The 18,035-nt window shown below is 47.8% G+C and carries 16 protein-coding genes and 3 pseudogenes; 11 read left to right on the top strand and 8 right to left on the bottom strand.

The features are described from left to right. Positions 1 to 35: 35 nt before the first annotated feature. Positions 36 to 662 (bottom strand): annotated as a pseudogene (locus AXFE_RS11770) (IS607 family transposase). 218 nt (positions 663 to 880) lie between these two features. Between AXFE_RS11770 and AXFE_RS11765 the strand changes: the two are divergent. Together AXFE_RS11765 and AXFE_RS11760 are read left to right on the top strand one after the other, a co-directional pair. Then, positions 881 to 1,759, top strand: coding sequence for a DUF3298 domain-containing protein (locus tag AXFE_RS11765; RefSeq protein WP_160291845.1), 879 nt, complete (start codon positions 881 to 883; stop codon positions 1,757 to 1,759). 146 nt (positions 1,760 to 1,905) lie between these two features. After that, positions 1,906 to 2,508: a biotin transporter BioY gene (locus tag AXFE_RS11760; RefSeq protein ID WP_052606137.1), complete on the top strand. Its 603-nt coding sequence runs from the start codon at positions 1,906 to 1,908 to the stop codon at positions 2,506 to 2,508. 54 nt (positions 2,509 to 2,562) lie between these two features. On the opposite strand, the gene AXFE_RS11755 is transcribed toward AXFE_RS11760, so the two are convergent. After that, complete coding sequence (locus AXFE_RS11755; protein ID WP_052606127.1) at positions 2,563 to 3,279, bottom strand: leucyl/phenylalanyl-tRNA--protein transferase; 717 nt, start codon at positions 3,277 to 3,279, stop codon at positions 2,563 to 2,565. Positions 3,280 to 3,339: 60 nt separating this feature from the next. On the opposite strand from AXFE_RS11755, the gene AXFE_RS11750 reads away from it, so the two are divergent. Together AXFE_RS11750 and AXFE_RS11745 are read left to right on the top strand one after the other, a co-directional pair. Further along, complete coding sequence (locus AXFE_RS11750) at positions 3,340 to 4,884, top strand: acyl-CoA carboxylase subunit beta (RefSeq protein ID WP_052606125.1); 1,545 nt, start codon at positions 3,340 to 3,342, stop codon at positions 4,882 to 4,884. A gap of 49 nt (positions 4,885 to 4,933) precedes the next feature. Then, positions 4,934 to 5,131 (top strand): hypothetical protein, encoded by a 198-nt coding sequence (locus tag AXFE_RS11745; RefSeq protein ID WP_052606123.1) that lies wholly within the window; start codon positions 4,934 to 4,936, stop codon positions 5,129 to 5,131. Between the two features lie 355 nt (positions 5,132 to 5,486). On the opposite strand, the gene AXFE_RS11740 is transcribed toward AXFE_RS11745, so the two are convergent. The 3 genes from AXFE_RS11740 to AXFE_RS11730 all read right to left on the bottom strand — a co-directional run bounded on the left by AXFE_RS11740 (position 5,487) and on the right by AXFE_RS11730 (position 9,560). After that, the gene (locus AXFE_RS11740; RefSeq protein ID WP_152626058.1) at positions 5,487 to 6,269 is read right to left on the bottom strand and encodes a GGDEF domain-containing protein; all 783 of its coding nucleotides are present in this window, start codon (positions 6,267 to 6,269) and stop codon (positions 5,487 to 5,489) included. Positions 6,270 to 6,331: 62 nt separating this feature from the next. Further along, on the bottom strand, positions 6,332 to 8,317 hold the full coding sequence (locus AXFE_RS11735) for a protein meaA (RefSeq protein ID WP_052606119.1): 1,986 nt from the start codon (positions 8,315 to 8,317) through the stop codon (positions 6,332 to 6,334). A 391-nt stretch (positions 8,318 to 8,708) separates the two neighbouring features. Continuing rightward, complete coding sequence (locus AXFE_RS11730) at positions 8,709 to 9,560, bottom strand: 3-hydroxyacyl-CoA dehydrogenase family protein (protein WP_200891272.1); 852 nt, start codon at positions 9,558 to 9,560, stop codon at positions 8,709 to 8,711. A gap of 391 nt (positions 9,561 to 9,951) precedes the next feature. On the opposite strand from AXFE_RS11730, the gene AXFE_RS11725 reads away from it, so the two are divergent. Beyond that, entirely contained in the window at positions 9,952 to 10,458 is a 507-nt protein-coding gene (locus AXFE_RS11725) for a hypothetical protein (RefSeq protein WP_052606117.1), read from the top strand. Here the strand turns inward: AXFE_RS11725 and AXFE_RS19400 are convergent. Then, on the bottom strand, positions 10,452 to 10,646 hold the full coding sequence (locus tag AXFE_RS19400; RefSeq protein WP_152626057.1) for a hypothetical protein: 195 nt from the start codon (positions 10,644 to 10,646) through the stop codon (positions 10,452 to 10,454). The genes AXFE_RS11725 and AXFE_RS19400 overlap by 7 nt on opposite strands. 71 nt (positions 10,647 to 10,717) lie before the next feature. Here AXFE_RS19400 and AXFE_RS20465 point away from each other — a divergent pair. The 3 genes and pseudogenes from AXFE_RS20465 (at position 10,718) to AXFE_RS11695 (ending at position 12,900) form a co-directional block, all read left to right on the top strand. Further along, positions 10,718 to 11,677, top strand: a pseudogene (locus AXFE_RS20465) (methyl-accepting chemotaxis protein). Between the two features lie 538 nt (positions 11,678 to 12,215). After that, positions 12,216 to 12,557 carry a type 1 glutamine amidotransferase family protein gene (locus tag AXFE_RS11700; protein ID WP_052606110.1) on the top strand — a complete coding sequence of 114 codons (342 nt, stop codon included), beginning with the start codon at positions 12,216 to 12,218 and terminating at the stop codon, positions 12,555 to 12,557. Further along, positions 12,541 to 12,900, top strand: a complete 360-nt coding sequence (locus AXFE_RS11695; RefSeq protein WP_052606108.1) for a Type 1 glutamine amidotransferase-like domain-containing protein — start codon at positions 12,541 to 12,543, stop codon at positions 12,898 to 12,900. Before AXFE_RS11700 ends, AXFE_RS11695 begins: the two co-directional genes overlap by 17 nt. Before the next feature lie 11 nt (positions 12,901 to 12,911). Here AXFE_RS11695 and AXFE_RS11690 read toward each other — a convergent pair whose 3' ends face one another. After that, a complete protein-coding gene (locus tag AXFE_RS11690) occupies positions 12,912 to 13,490 on the bottom strand; it encodes a peptidylprolyl isomerase (protein ID WP_152626055.1) in 579 nt (192 codons plus the stop codon). 102 nt (positions 13,491 to 13,592) lie between these two features. After that, the gene (locus AXFE_RS20795; RefSeq protein WP_235347803.1) at positions 13,593 to 14,438 is read right to left on the bottom strand and encodes a peptidylprolyl isomerase; all 846 of its coding nucleotides are present in this window, start codon (positions 14,436 to 14,438) and stop codon (positions 13,593 to 13,595) included. A gap of 74 nt (positions 14,439 to 14,512) precedes the next feature. Here AXFE_RS20795 and AXFE_RS11680 point away from each other — a divergent pair, with 74 nt between their 5' ends. From AXFE_RS11680 to AXFE_RS11670, 3 genes and pseudogenes are all read left to right on the top strand, one after another. After that, positions 14,513 to 15,721, top strand: coding sequence for an aspartate kinase (locus tag AXFE_RS11680; protein ID WP_052606106.1), 1,209 nt, complete (start codon positions 14,513 to 14,515; stop codon positions 15,719 to 15,721). 313 nt (positions 15,722 to 16,034) lie between these two features. Further along, positions 16,035 to 17,063, top strand: coding sequence for an aspartate-semialdehyde dehydrogenase (locus tag AXFE_RS11675; protein ID WP_052606104.1), 1,029 nt, complete (start codon positions 16,035 to 16,037; stop codon positions 17,061 to 17,063). 201 nt (positions 17,064 to 17,264) lie between these two features. Beyond that, positions 17,265 to 17,891, top strand: a pseudogene (locus AXFE_RS11670) (IS607 family transposase). Positions 17,892 to 18,035: the final 144 nt, after the last annotated feature.

Below are 18,035 nucleotides of genomic sequence, written 5' to 3'. Positions count from 1 at the left end.
TAATGCTAACCATAGAGTGAGGCTCGGAGATCGGATCATGGAGTTACCTCTTTGGCCACCTCTTGAAGCCGTTCCATAACCTTTTTGTTTTTATGGTTACGCGATCCATATAGCCAGCCCGAGAAGACGGTTACGATTTCAATGACATCGTTTGTCAGATCTTCTTCAAAGGTTGAATCCTCGCTAGCGTTGATAATGATTACTTCGACTCCAAAATGCTCACAAAGAGACAAAACAAGCTCTGACCCAAAACGAAGCAGTCTGTCCTTATGACTGAGCACCAGCCGCCCAACCTCGCCGGAGCAAATCCAAGAGATAAGCACTTTTAGTCCACGCTTATGGTAGTTGAGTCCTGACCCTACATCGGAGATGATCTCATAGCTCCACCCGTTTGCGGCGCAATAGCTCTCTAGGAGAGCCACCTGGCGAACCAAGTCGTCTTTTTGAGCGTTGGTTGACACGCGGGCATAGGCGATGGTAGCTCTGGTGGATGGAGCTTTATGAGGAACAATAGCACGAAGCTTAGATAGGTCATAACGCCTTCTGCCTCCTTGTGTGCGTATAGGAGGATCGATACGTCCTTCTGCTTGTCATCTCCGTAGCGTCATGGGGTGTACCCCAAGCTCCTGTGCTGGCACCCCAATAGGCACTAACCTCGTCATATAGGCATTATAGTAAACTTCGTTCAAGAGTGCTCAGCTGGAGAGTAGCAGTAGCGAGCCCCAAGGGCTAATAACTAAGGTGTTGTTGTGGAATCGGCCCATGAAGGTGCAAAGTTTCATAGAAATCGGTGATTTTTTAGCACGTGACATACTAGCCATATAGATAGGGGCTATTTGCGTCGATGATATATCATATGACTCAACTAGTATCTTTTAGGGTGATAACCCCCCGACGTGTTTTGTTTGTTCCTCTAGCGATGAGCATTGGTGCGTTGATCGGAGCTTGTGGAAGTACTACTTCGTTGGCAGCGGTCGCTAAAACTACCACAACTGCGGCCTCTGCATCCCCAACGCTGGTCGCTTCGCCACTATCTCCAACAGGCTCAACTTCAACTACATTGCCGTCGACAACTACGACATCGCCATCGGTGGTGCCAACCCAAGTTTCTCAGACTTATAGTAAAAGTGGTTCATCGCCTAGTTTTTCGGTTAATATTTCATATCCCGTGATATCGGGTATGACGTCGAGTTCTGCTCAGAATGGTATCAATAGTCAGATCTATGGGGCTGTGGCTAGTTGGGCAAATTCCTTCATGCAAAATGTTGCGATGGCTGCATCGAGCGGCTCGGGCCCAAATGGAGTGTCTAACCTAACCGGTTCCTATAAAGTTACTCTTTTGGACGCCAGATTGGCATCTTTCCAATTTGTATTAAACACGGCTGCCGCAGCAGCCTCCGCTCCCAATACCAGCATCCAAGCCCTGACCTTCTCATTGGCAAGCGGAACTGTACTGTCGCTTTCTGATCTATTTGGTACTAATAATTCCTTTCTTACGACCCTTTCCAATCAAGCTCGAGCCCAACTAACTACTCAATTGGCGGCTCAAGGGGTACCTTCCGCTCAGATCCAAAGCGCACCGGGGTTAAATCCGCTGCTTTCTAATTTTGCTGCTTTTAACATAACTTCCAACTCGTTGATCTTGGGATTTTCACAAGGTCAGGTCATATCAAGTGCCATTGGCGACCTAACTGTCAATATTCCCCTGGTTGACCTCAAGTCGATTATTGATCCGACTGGACCGCTCGCAAATCCATAAGTTGATATTTTGATGGGCGGTTCGCCGTTGCCTTACTTTTTCATAAACCGTGATAGCTGGGATTGTTTTTAATGAAGCTCTTACTAAATTAACGACAAGTTCAACCAAGGCATTGCTTGGTGGATCTTTTAGTACGAGGAGATATTTTGAATAGCACCAGAATACAGAGAAGAGATATAAGGGTTTTGTCAGACTTTGTCTCGACTAACGCCATCTCTGATGTGATAGCCGTGATGATTTATGCGAGCTTCATTGGTTTGTCAGCTCAGGTTGTAATCCATCTACCGTTTACCCCTGTTCCGTTTACTGGACAGACCTTTGCCGTTGTGCTTGGAGCAAGCGTACTTGGTATGTCACGAGCACTCTATGGATCAATTCTGTACCTATTTGCAGGGCTTATGGGAGTTCCGTGGTTCGCAGGCGGCAGTGGAGGCTTTAGCGTAGCGTCAACACCAACTTTTGGATATATCGTTGGCTTTCTATTTGCATCAGCACTCGTTGGCTATCTCGCCAATAGAGGATTCGATAAGAAGATCCCAAGTACGATTGCCCAGATGGTTATCGGAAATGTGGTTATCTATCTCTTTGGCGTAACCTATCTGAGCTACTCTCTCAATCTATCGCTAGCAAAGGCGATATCGCTGGGTGTTGCTCCTTTTGTCCTTTCTGACCTGGCTAAGGTTCTCCTTGCAGCAATATTGTTGCCAAGTGCCTGGAAGTTCCAAAACTGGTTCAGCTCGCATAGGTAGTCGCCCCAAAGTGTTTAGAGTGATCTAGGGAAGAGGACGAGCTCAAAGAGCAAATCAGTCGCTTCCCTGGCTCTCACTATCGATTATCTCCAAGTAGACATTCCAAGGGATCGTAGTCGCTCCCATGTACTCAAGATGGGGAGTAATCCATTGGGTGTCAATCATAACCCAACCCTTTTGCTCAGCTAGGTCCATTAAAGCTAAAAGCGCAACTTTAGATGCATCGTTTCTTTTGTGAAACATAGATTCACCTGCGAAAAAATCTTCGAAAGCTACTCCATAGAGCCCCCCGATTAGTTCAGTGGGGTTTTTCTTGTCCCATACTTCGATCGAATACGCTTCACCTAGGTGGTGCAGTTCGCTATATATCTTGACTATCTTGTCGTTAATCCATTTACCGGGGCGGTCTGCCTCTGCGCAGCTTTGGATAACTTGGCTAAAGTCGTAGTTAACGGTCACTGTCATCGATTTAGCCGAATGGCGAAGACTCTTTGGAACCTTTATTAATTTGGAGTTGATTGGCGGCGGAATTGAGATTACACCTCGAACTTTAGGAAAGAACCAGCCATAGATGTAGTTTCCGAGGCCAAGATGGTCAAGTGGCATTGCGAATAGACCGATCCGATATCCATGGCGCACCATCTCCAAGGTTGGAGGGTCACTTAAAAATAGGAGGTCGCCCTCGAGCTTAAATGCCATATTGGCCACTTCGGATGCAGTGATATTCATGAATGAGTCAAAAGACTTTGGTGATAATGGTGATGTTGCCATTGAAATTGATTTTCTAATTGTTGCGGGCGATTATTGTTATGATATATGTCCGAACAGAACATGTCCGATAAAATTGCGGAACTAAATACCCGTAGGGAACAAGCTTTACACGCGGGAAGCGCTCGCTCGGTCGAGCGACAACATCAAAAAGGTAAATTGACTGCTCGTGAGCGCATCGATTACCTCTTAGATGAAGGATCATTTCAAGAGCTAGACATGCTTGCGCGCCATAGGGCCCACGGCATGGGACTAGAAGACAATCGCCCATATACCGATGGAGTGGTAACGGGTTTTGGGACGATTGAAGGCCGGAGAGTATGTATCTTTTCCCAAGACTTCACGGTCTTTGGTGGTGCGCTTGGCGAGGTCTTTGCTGAGAAGATTCATAAAGTTATGGATTTGGCGACTTCGGTCGGAGTTCCCATGATTGGCCTCAACGATGGCGCTGGTGCGCGCATCCAAGAGGGTGTGGTCGCGCTGCACTCTTATGGTGGAATCTTCTATCGAAATGTAGCATCCTCTGGCGTCATACCTCAACTCAGTGTGATTTTAGGGCCATGCGCGGGTGGAGCAGTCTACTCCCCAGCGATGACAGATTTTATCTTTATGGTAAAAGAGACCTCGCATATGTTTATTACCGGCCCAGACGTTGTAAAGACAGTTACAGGTGAAGACGTTACTCTTGAAGAGTTAGGTGGCGCAATGAGTCACGCTACCAAGAGTGGTGTGGCTACTTTTGTCTATGACGATGAAAAGCAATGTTTGGATGAAGTGCGCTATCTGCTCTCCTTCTTGCCATCCAATAACCTAGAGATGCCTCCATCCCAGGAGCCAACTGACGATCCGGAGCGACTAACTCCAGAGCTGGCAGAGATGATGCCAACGAGTTCCAACCAACCATACGATATGAAGAAGGTAATCTCTACCGTATTAGATGATGGCGACTATCTAGAGTACTTTCCGCACTGGGCTCAAAATATTACCTGTGGATTTGGCCGACTGAACGGAAATGTCGTAGGGATCGTGGGAAATCAGCCAGCGGTATTGGCTGGAATTTTGGATATTGACTCTTCTGAGAAGGCAGCACGCTTCGTGCGAACCTGCGACTCCTTCAACATCCCAATCGTGACCTTCGTGGACGTTCCAGGGTTTATGCCCGGGGTGGATCAAGAATATGGCGGAATCATACGCCACGGTGCCAAGTTGCTCTATGCCTATTGTGAGTCGACTGTCCCTCGAATTCAGGTCATAACCAGAAAAGCATATGGCGGGGCATACGTCGTTATGAACTCCAAGAGCGTAGGCGCTGATTTTGCCTTCGCATGGCCCTCTGCCGAATTGGCTGTTATGGGTCCACAAGGAGCGGTCGAGGTCGTCCATAAGCGCGAACTTGCGGATTCCGTGGATCCAAGTGCTCGTCGAAAAGAATTGGTTGATGAGTATGTGGACCGCTATGCAAATCCTTACGTAGCGGCTGAGCGTGGCTTTGTGGACGATGTTATCGACCCAGGAGAGACCCGAAGGGTGCTCATAAAAGCTCTAGCAGTTTTGGCGACTAAAAAGGAAGAGCTTCCACGTCGCAAGCATGGCAACGTTCCACTTTAGGAGATTGCGCTAGCGTTCTAGATTTCTAAATTATAAGAGAGTGTCTAAATTGAAGGTTACCCAAGTCCCAATTACCGATGAGGAGGCGCTGGCAGTCGTGGTTAGCGCATATCTTCAGATCTTGTCTTCCGAACAGGGGCAGGGATCTGCTCCAGCATCAGATAGCTATTCTTCGATGGTGGGGTGGAGGTTCTCGGGAAGGTGGTGGAGCCTTCCAGTTCCAGCAAGGCGGTCGCGTCCCTGGTAGCCGCTCTAATTTTCAATAGCACCCCAGACCGCAAGATTTTGGTTGCATTGGGGTGCTAAACGAACGGAGCGGTTCTTGTAACTTTTCTTTTACCTTTGCGTGGATCGCATAAATTAGATAAGTGATAGGCAAGTAAATCGTAATAAAGTCATAATAAAGCGCGTACTTTGATGGGCAGTTGCTATTGCCAGTTACTTACCCTACCTATCATGACCAGAACTCTATAGAAAAGTTTCGCGCCAACTTATTCAACTTTTAAAAATAGATTGTCATGTGTCGGCTTGACCTATTGTTGCCTAGAGATTGTCGGACTGGGCATCAAAATTTACAGTTTTGATGGCGCCCGCGATCTTTACTAGGCGTGATATGGAACTGTCGGCGCGACTATTACCTTACCGATTCCGGGCTCATTGGATGCGGCCAAGGCGTGCTCTAGAGCTAGGGTCGACCTTCCGAAGAGCTCCTGGGGTGCTGCCCCGTTGGTTGGATATCCAGCAACACCAGCAGATATCTTATGCACTATCGTACTTCCAGCTTTGATCTGGGCCACCTGGACTCGCTCGGCTACCCAAGCAGATCCCTCTTCATCGGTATCCTCTAGGATTAGTCCAAAGCGGTAGTCCCCAATTCGGGCTACGACGTCAGCTTCGCGCAGGGTAAGCCTTAGCAGGGATGCGAAACTTATGATCGAAGATGCAATCTCTTCATTTGATGGAGTCACCTGATCGATAAAGGATAGCTGAATTTGAACTACAGTTACTGGCCAAAGGCGTCTGCGAGCAGTTGCTACCTTGGCTTCTAAAATTGCCTTGAAGACAGGAAAGGTGGAGAGACCCGTTTCGGGATCAGTGCCTAGATGCGTTTGGCTTAGATCTGATGGCGTATTTGTCTCTGATTTTTCAACACCCTTATCGAAGTCTTTGGTCGATATGATAATCTTCTGTGCTTCGCGACGCTCGTCTTCCTGGGATGTGATTTTTGCACCAATCTGGAGCATCGATACCACAGCTAACGCTACCAATAGCAAGCTAACCAGGAGTACTGGGGCGTAAAAATATCCTATTACGCCCGCTACAACTGCGCACAGAAGGAAGACTATTGGGAGACGAAGCTTATTCACTCTTTTAGTTATCGGCACTTTTCCTCCAAGCTTTTAGCTATTTTTGGAACTTGACTAAATCAATTGCTATCGAAAGGAGATTATTGACCATGTCGATGTTTATCGACCAGCATCATAATATCCTCCATTATCTGCGTCATCTCAAAGTTCTTTGGTGTGTATATCGCACCCACGCCAGCATTGTGTAAATATTGGTGATCGACCTCGGGGATTATTCCTCCGGCTATGACCAAAGCCTCAGAGCCGAGGTGTCTCATTTGTGAGATGATTTCGGGGATTAGTTCTAGGTGGGATCCAGAGAGGATAGAGATGCCAACGACGTCAACGTCCTCATCGATAGCGCCTTGAGCGATTTCTAGAGGCGATAGACGAATTCCTTGATATATAACTTCAAAGCCCGCATCTCTGGCCGCTACGGCTATCTGTTCAGCTCCATTTGAATGTCCATCCAATCCAGGTTTGGCAATTAATATGCGGGGCGGCCCACCTTGCAGGCTGGCAGCAGCCACCCGCAGGGTTGCCATCTTGTCGCCTTTGGAGCCCGATACCTTTGAGATACCAGTTGGAGCCCTAAATTCGCCAAATATCTCACGTAGTGTGTCGGCCCATTCTCCTGTTGTACCACCGGCGATCGCTAAGGCTATAGAGGGTTCCATAATGTTGGTGCCACTTTTGGCTGCTTGTGCGAGATCTAAGAGCGCCTGTTGCACGGCTTGGTTATCGCGATTTTGCCGCCAATTCGCGATCTCTGTTCTCATCTTCTCCTCTATTGCCGAATCTACGACTAGGTGGGAGGCCTCCTCGTTGGCAGTGAGTGGGGATTTCTCGGTCTCTCTGAATTTGTTGACGCCCACGACGATTTGATTTCCCGCTTCGATTTTGCGAGTTCGATCGGCTTGAGATTGAACCAGGCGCCCCTTCAATTCATCGATGGCGTCAAAGGCACCACCTAGGGCCAAGATCTCATCTAGTTCCCTTTTTGCATCCTTGGCAATTGAGTTGGTCAATCCTTCAACGACCACAGAGCCCTCAAAGATATCTGGATAATCAAGTAGATCTGTCTCGTAGGCGAGGATCTGTTGAATTCGTAAAGACCATTGTTGATCCCAAGGGCGAGGGAGTCCCAATGCTTCATTCCATGCGGGTAGCTGGAGAGCCCGCGCTCTGGCATCGCGTGATAAGGTGACTCCAAGTGCCTCTAAGACGATCCTGGTCATATTGTTTTCAGGCTGTTGCTCTGTCAGCCCGAGCGAATTTACTTGGACGCCGTACCGAAATCGCCTAAGTTTTGGATCGCTGACTCCATATCGATCGAGACAGATCTCTTCCCAAAGCTTAGAAAAGGCACGCATCTTCGCGATCTCTTCAATGAAACGAATTCCTGAATTTACAAAGAATGACATTCGTCCAACCACTGCAGGAAATTCATCGCTGGTCAGTTGCTTTGACTCGGCGACTGCATCCAGTATCGCTATCGCATTTGCAAGGGAGAAGGCAATTTCTTGTACGACTGTGGCACCAGCCTCTTGGAGATGATAGGAGCAGATGTTGATGGGATTCCATCTCGGAACGTTGCGAACGGTATAGGTGATCATGTCGACGATGAGCCGACGTGAATGCTCTGGCGGAAAGATAAATGTACCGCGAGAGAGGTACTCTTTTATAATGTCGTTTTGTGTTGTTCCGGCTAGATCTTTGGGGGCAACCCCGTGATTGGTCGCATTTGCAATGTAGAGAGCGAGCAACCAAGGCGCAGTGGCATTGATCGTCATCGATGTGTTCATATCTTCCAGAGGAATTTGATCCAACAGTTCTGACATGTGACCAAGGTGAGCGACAGGTACACCAACTTTGCCAACCTCACCCTTTGCTTGGCTTGAATCAGGGTCTAAGCCAATCTGGGTTGGAAGATCAAACGCTATCGAAAGGCCAGTTTGTCCTTTTGTGAGATTTGTTCGATATAGCAAATTAGATGCTTTGGCGCTCGAATGTCCGGAGTAGGTTCGAAGTACCCACGGTTTGTCGGGCTTTGGAAGTCGAAATTGGAAACTGTTATCTTCTGTCATAATTAGAACTTCAACCTTGTGATGTGGCGCAACCCGACTGAAAGAGTGGCTTATCCTTGTGGATAAGTTCCTACGTATCTTATTTAGCCTAGCAAATCGTTTTCTTATCTTTGTGAACTTAGCCATCTAGCGATGGTTTTAATCTTAGATTCTAGAACTATAGGGTTCTATTATCAACCTATGTAGTTTGTAGATCCGAGATCTTGAACCTTCTTAATAGATCCTTTGCCTAGGGGTAATTCGCCGTTTGAAATCAGGAGTGATTTAGATCTAATTGGTAAATTACTCCCCTTTATAAGGATTGCCCCTCTCGTCAATAACTAGCTGGCGGGAGGGGCATATGGCAATGAGGTGCAGTCGCTCTATGGGTCTTTATTTAATCCCGGCAACTTTAGCGATAGTCAAAGAAACCTCGTTTTGATTTGCGGCCCAAATATCCAGCCGCCACCATGCGTCGAAGGAGCGGTGATGGAGCGTAGTTGGGCTCTTTGAACTCTTCATATAAGGCGTTTAGGATTGCCAAGGAAGTGTCAAGTCCGACCAGATCCAAGAGTGCGAAGGGGCCCATCGGGAAGCCGCAGCCACCTCTCATTGAGATATCTATCTCTTCCATGGTTGCCATCGCACTTTCATAGAGTTTGATGGCATTGTTTAGGTATGGAAATAGCAGTGCATTCACAATGAAACCAGCTTGGTCCTTCACCGTAACAACATCTTTTTTACAGGCACGGGCGAAGGCTTGTGCGGCTTCGATCGTTTCATCTGAGGCAGTGATTGGCTTTACGATCTCAACTAGCTTCATCAAGGTAGCGGGATTGAAAAAGTGAATCCCGCATACTCGCTCTGGATGTTTGGTTGCGGCAGCGATCTCGACTACAGCAAGGGTCGACGTGTTGGTGGCTAAAATAGCCGTCTCCCCCACGATTAGGGAAAGCTCTGCAAAAAGATGCTTTTTGATAGTGAGATCTTCAACCACTGACTCAATGAGGAGGTCGCAAGGAGCAAGAGCTTCGATATTGGTGGTCACCCTTATCTTTGAAAGAATCTCCTTCGCCTCTTCTTGGCTTATTTTTCCTCGTTCTATCTTGCGAAGAAGCGACTTTTCGACGTTATGTCGCATTTGGTCGGCAGTATCTTGCTTGCGAGAGCGCAGCGTTACCTCAAATCCAGCCTCTGCGGCACATTCTGCAATCCCAGAGCCCATGATTCCAGAGCCCAATACTCCAATGTGACGAATTTCCATTCAAATAATGTAGCGCTAAATTTCAGATTCGCCAATATCAAAGTAGTGGTTTCTGCGCCGTTGACATTGGGAAGATAGTTTGGTTCCGAATGGATTGTAGTTTTAATTAGAGATAAGGCTTATAAATCTAGCTCTATTGTGTCGTGCTGGCTTTTTTATAGCTGAGATTATGGTTCGACAGTATCTTATTTTGGTTCTTGTTAGCGAATGAATTTAATAGGAGTATATATTTTCCTATTTTGATTTTATTTCGAATTGTTTTTAAATATAGATTCGAAAATAGCCATAGTTTGCTAAAGATATACCTAGAATTGCCGACTTTCAAGGTAGCTCGCGTGGATCCCAAAGGGTTTATGCCGTGATCTATTAACTAGGGTATGCGAGATCAACCATGCCACTTATGAAGCGAACGATGACAGGATTGGTGATAGTTGGCGGCATGCAACTCTTGGGGTCGGGGTTGTTGGTTTACTCTGCTGCCTCCAGCGCCTCTAGCTTAGCGACGAGTTATAAGTCCAATGATGCAGCCATTGGTAGAACATTGACCACTATTGACTCACAATATTGGAAGATGGACGATGATTTGAATAACTTCGTCTACTACGTGGCAAAACGAGATAAGGTAAATTCTCAAGGATTCAAAGTAGCGGCAAATGGGAATTTAGCAGCGATCGATTCAAGTCTTCAGAGAGCTTTAAAGTTAGCTAACGGAACTCCTTTGGTCTCGACTCTCAATCGGATTCAGAATGATATCTCTGGATATGCCAAGAATAGTTCAGGTGTCTTTAGCGCAGCCTCTGTGGGCAATTCGACTTTAGCTTACAACCTTCAGATCAACGGAAACGCCAAACAGTCAAACGACCTTACCTCTGTTCTTCCCCTTGCTAGTTCTCAGTAGAAGGCTCTTTCGGCGGCGAAGTTGAACTCTGTCGTCTCTAAATCGTCCCAGTTGATATTGATTGCTATCTTGGATTCGCTGCTGGGGTTAGGGCTATTGACAGGCCTAGGATTCGCCTTTAAGACGACAGTGTTGAGGTCGCTGAGCAAGGCGATAGCGGCTCTAGCGGCCTTGAATGACGCAAGCATGGCTAACGACGATTTGGATGAAATGCGTCCAGATGAGTTTGGGGAATTAGCTAAATATTTTCATCTTTATTATGGCCGCTATCAGAGGTTTTATAGTAACGATGGAGGTATTGAACTCAGACTCTAAGTTAATTGGAGAGAGATCTTCGCAGATCCTTGCGACTTCTCAAGACACCACCAGTCGTGTTGAAGACGTAGCGTGGGAGGCGGATTCGGTTACTCACCATATTGAGGCGGTCGCCAATGCTACATATGATATGCGCTTAGCGATAGCAGAGATCTCCGAGAATGCCACAAAGGCCACATCGGTAGCAACTCGCGCGGTAGAACTAGCCGCTAAGAGATCGGGGACTGTTGACGTCTTGTCTGAATCTGCCAACGAGATTAAAGGCGTTATCGAGGCGATTACCTCAATAGCTGAACAGACTAACCTGCTTGCGCTCAATGCGTAGATCGAGGCAGCTCGAGCCGGTGACGCAGGTCGAGGATTTGCGGTAGTCGCAAGCGAGGTCAAAGAGTTGGCGAGTGGGACTGCAAGGGCAACGGAAGATATAGCCTCTAAAATTGCGGCGATTCAACACGATATGGCAGATACTATCAATGTGATTAGTGAGATTCGCGGTGTTATCGATATGATTAGTGATTTTCGGAGTTCTATTTCGTCTGCTGTTGAGGAGCAATACGCGACCACTGCGGAGATCGTTCGGGTCACTCAGGTGAGTTCCACGGAATCACACGCAATTGCAACTGCAATTCCTTTCGATGGAGAGGCGGCTGCTGCGACAAATACAGCTTCGATCAACGCTGCCAGTACCGCCGACGCCTTTTCAAAGAAGTTGGCCCAGGAACTTACATCACTAATAGGACGCTTTGGAGGTAGCTCGACTGCTCCGTCTCAGAGTTCCACTGTTGGAAATCATTCAGCACTCAGAGCTCAAAAAGGACCTAAGCGTGATCGATTCGGCCAGGGTCCCTCTCGGGCAGGACGATCTACCGCAAATTTTTCTGGCAGTCGTAGCTCAAAGAGATAGGGGAATCGGGTGCCGCTAATTCCCTCAAGTCGGTGTTACTTTGGTATCGCTATGCATTGGCGATGTGGTTGATCGATGTAAGGTCTCCTATTGGGAGGAGACCTTACATCTAGACAGGGTTTCTCGTCATGTAATACCTAGCGTAAGGCCAATCGATTTGCCTTGGCAGAAGATGGCGGGAAGCCGAAGAAGGCGTTCGGATTCTAATTGAGGATCTTGACTTTTGGCGGCATGGGAAAATCTTCCTCATCGTTATGAAGATAGCCATTGGGAATACTCAACTAGTTTCTGTATCGAATTAGTTGGAGTTAAGGTGCCGTTTCAGTCGCTGAGCCTGGTTTGAAAGTGGATTTTCCAGCAAGCTCCCCTCTTCAAGTATGTCGTTTTTAATCCTATCTTTCTCCTTGTCATAACGCCGCGGCGAATCTGCATGGATAGTGCCATAGGATCTAAAGTTAGTTTGGTGGTCCAATTCGGTGGCCATCAAGATCTTTCGGAGACAAGATCTTTCGAATAAGGGATGGGACATTATAAAAAAATGACTTATGGGGTACTTGGCTTTGTTGGAGGCAATGAGTGGGGGAAGGATTGCACGTTTGATCAGAGGCTACTTGAAGTCTCTGGTGCTAGCGAAGTTCTAGTACTTCCTACGGCTGCTGCTTATGAATATCCAATGCGGGTTATTCAAAATGCCACAAATTATTTTGACGATTTTGGTGTTACCACAAAAGGATTGATGGTCCTGAGCCATGATGACGCCAATGATCGTCGCAACGCCCAGACCATAGCGCAAGCTAAGTTTATCTATTTGAGCGGCGGGTCTCCTCTGCATCTGAGAAGTGTTCTCAAGGAGTCTCTTTGCTTTGGGGCCACTTCGTGATGCTTGGCAAAATGGCGCTACGTTGATCGGTTCAAGCGCTGGAGGTATGGTTCTTACGGATCCTATGGTGGATCCAAGAGGCGGTGCGTTTACCCTTGGATTGGGTTTGGTGAAGAAGTTTGCCTTTAGTCCTCACTACTCCGAATGGTCTCAAGAGAGGCGCAAGAGAACTCATCTTTTGGAGGGTTCGGATTTTGTCACAGTTGGAGTCGACGAGCAAACCGCGCTCATTAGATGGTCAAATGGTGAATGGGAAGTCCTTGGAAAGGGCAGTGCCGAGGCGTACTATTTCGGTAAGGAAATTAGCCTCGGCGACCTTGAATATCACATCGAGATCCCTTGATCCCTTAGTGGTTATTCGGCTTCTGCTATTACAACGCTTTCAATGACTATGCGCTCTTTGGGCTTGCCAGAACCGGTTCCCACGGCCTCTATTGAAAGAACTACTTCCATTCCCTTTATGACCTGACCAAAGAGGGTGTAGAGGGGTGGAAGTGAGACGCCCGATTCGCCGGTAATGACGAAGAATTGACTTCCGTTTGTATTGGGGCCAGCATTAGCCATTGCTAAGGAACCGATTTGATACTGGTTCGCCTTAGGCAGCTCATCTTCAAATCGATAACCGGGCCCGCCAGAACCTGTTCCGGTGGGGTCTCCACCTTGGATGACAAATCCAGGAATGATACGGTGGAAGATCACTTCGTCGTAGTAGTGATATCTGGCTAGAAAGACGAAATTATTTACCGTCTTTGGAGCTTTGATCGGATCTAATGCTACGACGAATTCGCCCTTATTTGTAGTAAAGGTAGCGCTATAGCGCTTGTTTACATCAATACATTCGGGCGGAGCCGATGTGAATTGTTGGATCTTTGGGCTCGATCCATCGGGGTTGGGACAGTCCATTTGAAGCCTCTTTTTTCCTAGTCCAAACATTTAGTATCGGGACCACCTTCTCGGTTAAGTGACCATTTGCCAATAACTTGAATCTATGTTGTATTTTTGCAACTCACTCCAAGTTATTAGCAAATGTGTGGACTACGGTCCGGTAATTGTTACGGAAAGCATTTTATGTACTACTTTTGGCGTACCAGAAGCCGTCCCATCTGCTGCAATCGCATTTACCGTCGACATTCCTGAGGTTACTTGGCCGAAGATTGAATATTGGTATGGAAGAGTCGTTCCTTGGGCTCCAACCACAATAAAGAATTGACTTCCATTTGTATTTGGTCCAGAGTTAGCCATTGCTACAGTTCCGATCTTATAGCTTTGGCCAGGTGGCAATTCGTCAGCGAACTGATAACCCGGTCCGCCAGTTCCAGTTCCGGTAGGGTCTCCGCCCTGAACTACAAAGCCTGGAATAACTCGATGAAAAATAATTCCATCAAAATAGTGGTACCGGGCAAGGTAGACGAAGTTGTTGACTGTTATTGGATCGGTCTTAGCATCCAAGCTGATCACAAAGGAGCCGACATCAGTCTTTACCGTGGCCGTATAGGTTGCGGCAGGATTGATGCACATTGGCGGGGCTGCCGGAAACTTTATGATCCTTGTAGCTGAGCCACCAACTGGTGGGCACGCAAGTGGCGTTGGAGCAGCCGCAGTGGTAGTGGCTGCCGTCGTAGTTGGAGCAGCCGTCGTAGTAGGCGTCGGGTTAGTAGAGGTCGTTGCCGAAGTTGCCGACTTCGTCGTCTTTGAACCCGAAGGTCTTGAGACGAGATAGACGGCCACAATGGCCAATACCACAAGGATCGATCCGTAGATTACCTTTTTATTTCTAGTCTTTTTCTTAGCCACAGCTACCTGCTCAGCTCTCTTTTTGGCTTGGTTAGCCCTTATACGTTCTCGTTTAGCACTTGGCACGTAGAAAAAAGCTAGTCGCACTTTGAGCAATTCCCAAACAATCGGAGCTCGGAATCGTCGTATTTTTACAGATAAGTCAATTAGTTTTATATCCCGTGGCGTTGATAATACAGAAATTTGGTGGAACGTCGGTCGGCGACGCAGATCGCATCAGAGCAGTGAGCGATTATGTGGCGAGAACCAGACGTAAGGGTGATCAGGTTGTCGTGGTAGTTTCTGCGATGGGAAAGACGACGGACGACCTGATTCGGCTTTCGAAGGAAGTCTCTAAGACTCATCCGGGTAGGGAATTGGATATGCTACTCACGGCGGGTGAGCGCATCTCAATGGCCCTTATGTGTATGGCTTTGGCTGATCAAGGAGTTCCTTCGGTTTCATTTACTGGATCGCAAGCGGGAATTATTACCGACACAGATCACACCAAGGCAAAGATCCTAGAGATCCGCCCCGATCGCCTCTTTGAAGCCCTAAGCGAAGGTAAAGTGCCTGTCGTGGCTGGCTTTCAAGGTGTGTCGACTGAAAAGGATGTGACTACGCTCGGTCGAGGTGGTTCTGATACGACTGCAGTGGCCCTAGCAGCTGCTCTAGGTGCTGATCGGTGTGAAATCTATACTGACGTCTCGGGCGTCTTTACTGCTGACCCTAGAGTGGTTCCAAATGCCCATAAGATTTCGAAGATCTCCTTTGAGGAGATGCTTGAGATCGCAGCATCAGGTGGCCGGGTTTTGGCGCTAAGATCGGTTGAATTTGCTAGGAATTTCCACGTCCCGCTCCATGTGAGATCTAGTTTTACCTGGGAACCGGGGACTATAGTTCAAGAGGAGGACGAGACTATGGAACAGGCAGTTGTATCTGCGATAAGTCATGACATAACAGAGGTCAAGGTTACCATTACGGGGGTTCCGGATAAGCCAGGGATCGCAGCAAGGGTTTTTCGCGAAATTGCGAATCGAAATATTAACGTAGATATGATCGTCCAGAACACCTCTCACGAAGGTGCCACCGATATCTCCTTTACGGTACCTCAGAGCGATATGGCTTCTAGTTTGGAGATAACGAGGTCGATAGCCCTAGATATTGGGGCCGGTGAATCATATGCTGACTCTGGAATTGGACGGGTCTCCTTGATTGGCGCGGGTATGAAGTCGCACCCAGGTATAACCGCCACAATGTTTGAGACACTTGCCCTCCATGGCATTAATATCGAGATGATATCTACCTCTCCCATCAGGATCTCTTGTGTCGTTAGACAAGAGGCGGTTGAGGATGCCGTACGCGCCCTGCACGATGCATTTGAGCTTTAGGGTGGTCGAATATGAGGAGCTTTCGAGCAATTAGAGGAATGGCAGATCGGTCCTAATTGCCGATTTTTCATGAGCCGCTAATTTAGATCGAGAGCTCTGATTCAGACAGCTGATAGTGAGAGCTGATCTGGCCCAAACAATAAAATCACTGTCGCAGGGGTGTTGGAAATCCTCATTAAGCCTCTTTGGGTAGTTGGATGGATAGTTGATCTTTGCGGGGGTTTGTACGTGATATCGCGCTCATTGGCCTAGCAACTCATTTTCATTGTCCACAAAGTGTGGTTCCGACTCTTAGTTTGTGATATTAGGCTCTATGGCTATGAATTTGGCGATCTTTGGAGCTACAGGTCAGGTTGGCGTTGTGATGCGTCGACTGCTTCTTGAACGAGGCTTAGACGTAGGAGATGTTCGTTTCTTTGCATCCTCTCGATCTGCGGGAAAGCAGCTGCAATTTGGAGACAAAACCGTTGTTGTAGAAGATTCATCCGATGGCGATTTTCGAGGGATTGACGTGGCGCTATTTTCAAATGGGGCTAGCGCTTCAGTTGAATTGGCGCCAAAGGTTGCACAAGCCGGAGGAATCGTAATCGACAACTCTTCTGCTTGGAGAATGAATCCTTCTGTGCCTCTTGTCGTACCTGAGGTCAATGGAGACGAACTTTACTCGATACCTCTCGGAATTGTTGCTAATCCAAATTGTACAACGATGGTCTGCATGAGTGCTCTTTCTGTTATATCCACCCATTGGGGATTAAAGCGAGTAGTGGCATCGACTTACCAAGCCGTTTCTGGTGCGGGTATCGCTGGGGTTAGCGAACTGAAAGATCAACTCAAAGCTGGAGGCGATCGGCTTTCGGAGTTGACCTTCGATGGTGACGCGATTGATTTTGGTGAATTGAAAAATAAGTTTGTTGAACCGATAGCCGCTAATGTGATTCCGCTTGCGGGATCTCTGGTCGATGACGAGACAAACGAGGAGCACAAGTTCCGAGACGAAAGCCGTAAGATTCTTCGACTGCCAGATCTCGCAGTGGCCGCTACGTGTGTTCGAGTGCCGGTCTTTACGGGTCATTCTATCTCATTAAATTTGGAGCTAAATTCTGCCTTTGAAATCGATCAAGTGCGTAAGGTCCTTTCGGAGGCTCAGGGTGTTGTCTTGGACAACGTCCCGACTCCCCTCAAGGCCGCGGGGATTGATCCTAGTATTGTGGGTCGAATCCGAAGAGACTCAAGTGTGCAAAACGGTTTGGCACTTTTTATCTCGGGCGATAATCTTCGCAAGGGGGCTGCCCTCAATACGATTCAAATTGCAGAGGCCCTTATTGAGCGTGGGTTGGTCTAGAGATAGGGGCTTTGTGTTCATTTGCCTTACTTGTTTGTTTTCGCGGAGTTTTTCCGAGATTAATGACAGGGAGAACTTCCATAGCGCTTTAGAGGTGGGCTTGGCCCCTATTGTGCGCCAATCTTCGATTGGCACTTTTGGGGCTCGCTACTGCTACTCTCCAGCTGAGCACTCTTGAACGAAGTTTACTATAATGCCTATATGACGAGGTTAGTGCCTATTGGGGTGCCAGCACAGGAGCTTGGGGTACACCCCATGACGCTACGGAGATGACAAGCAGAAGGACGTATCGATCCTCCTATACGCACACAAGGAGGCAGAAGGCGTTATGACCTATCTAAGCTTCGTGCTATTACTCCTCATAAAGCTCCATCCACCAGAGCTACCATCGCCTATGCCCGCGTGTCAACCAACGCTCAAAAAGACGACTTGGTTCGCCAGGTGGCTCTCCTAGAGAGCTATTGCGCCGCAAACGGGTGGAGCTATGAGATCATCTCCGATGTAGGGTCAGGACTCAACTACCATAAGCGTGGACTAAAAGTGCTTATCTCTTGGATTTGCTCCGGCGAGGTTGGGCGGCTGGTGCTCAGTCACAAGGACAGACTGCTTCGTTTTGGGTCAGAGCTTGTTTTCTCCCTTTGTGAGCATTTTGGAGTCGAAGTAATCATTATCAACGCTAGCGAGGATTCAACCTTTGAAGAAGATCTGACAAACGATGTCATTGAAATCGTAACCGTCTTCTCGGGCTGGCTATATGGATCGCGTAACCATAAAAACAAAAAGGTTATGGAACGGCTTCAAGAGGTGGCCAAAGAGGTAACTCCATGATCCGATCTCCGAGCCTCACTCTATGGTTAGCATTATGAAGCGCACGGTACGTCTAGCCACGTTGCCACTGAACAAGAACAAGTATGACGAGACGCGCTCTGTGATCGGGCACTATAGCGACGCAAAGCGCGTCTTTGTAGCTCA

Source organism: Acidithrix ferrooxidans (genome assembly GCF_000949295.1).
GTDB classification, from domain to species: Bacteria; Actinomycetota; Acidimicrobiia; order Acidimicrobiales; family Acidimicrobiaceae; genus Acidithrix; species Acidithrix ferrooxidans.
The sequence above is the reverse complement of the archived record's forward strand: the minus strand, read 5'-3'. Positions and strand labels throughout refer to the sequence as shown.

Coding starts and splice junctions, on each gene's coding strand:
- AXFE_RS11755 (WP_052606127.1), bottom strand. CDS start 3,279: ATGGCAACATCACCATTATCACCAAAGTCTTTTGACTCATTCATGAAT.
- AXFE_RS11750 (WP_052606125.1), top strand. CDS start 3,340: ATGTCCGATAAAATTGCGGAACTAAATACCCGTAGGGAACAAGCTTTA.
- AXFE_RS11735 (WP_052606119.1), bottom strand. CDS start 8,317: ATGACAGAAGATAACAGTTTCCAATTTCGACTTCCAAAGCCCGACAAA.
- AXFE_RS11730 (WP_200891272.1), bottom strand. CDS start 9,560: ATGGAAATTCGTCACATTGGAGTATTGGGCTCTGGAATCATGGGCTCT.
- AXFE_RS11725 (WP_052606117.1), top strand. CDS start 9,952: ATGCCACTTATGAAGCGAACGATGACAGGATTGGTGATAGTTGGCGGC.
- AXFE_RS19400 (WP_152626057.1), bottom strand. CDS start 10,646: ATGCTTGCGTCATTCAAGGCCGCTAGAGCCGCTATCGCCTTGCTCAGC.
- AXFE_RS11700 (WP_052606110.1), top strand. CDS start 12,216: ATGACTTATGGGGTACTTGGCTTTGTTGGAGGCAATGAGTGGGGGAAG.
- AXFE_RS11690 (WP_152626055.1), bottom strand. CDS start 13,490: ATGTTTGGACTAGGAAAAAAGAGGCTTCAAATGGACTGTCCCAACCCC.
- AXFE_RS11675 (WP_052606104.1), top strand. CDS start 16,035: ATGGCTATGAATTTGGCGATCTTTGGAGCTACAGGTCAGGTTGGCGTT.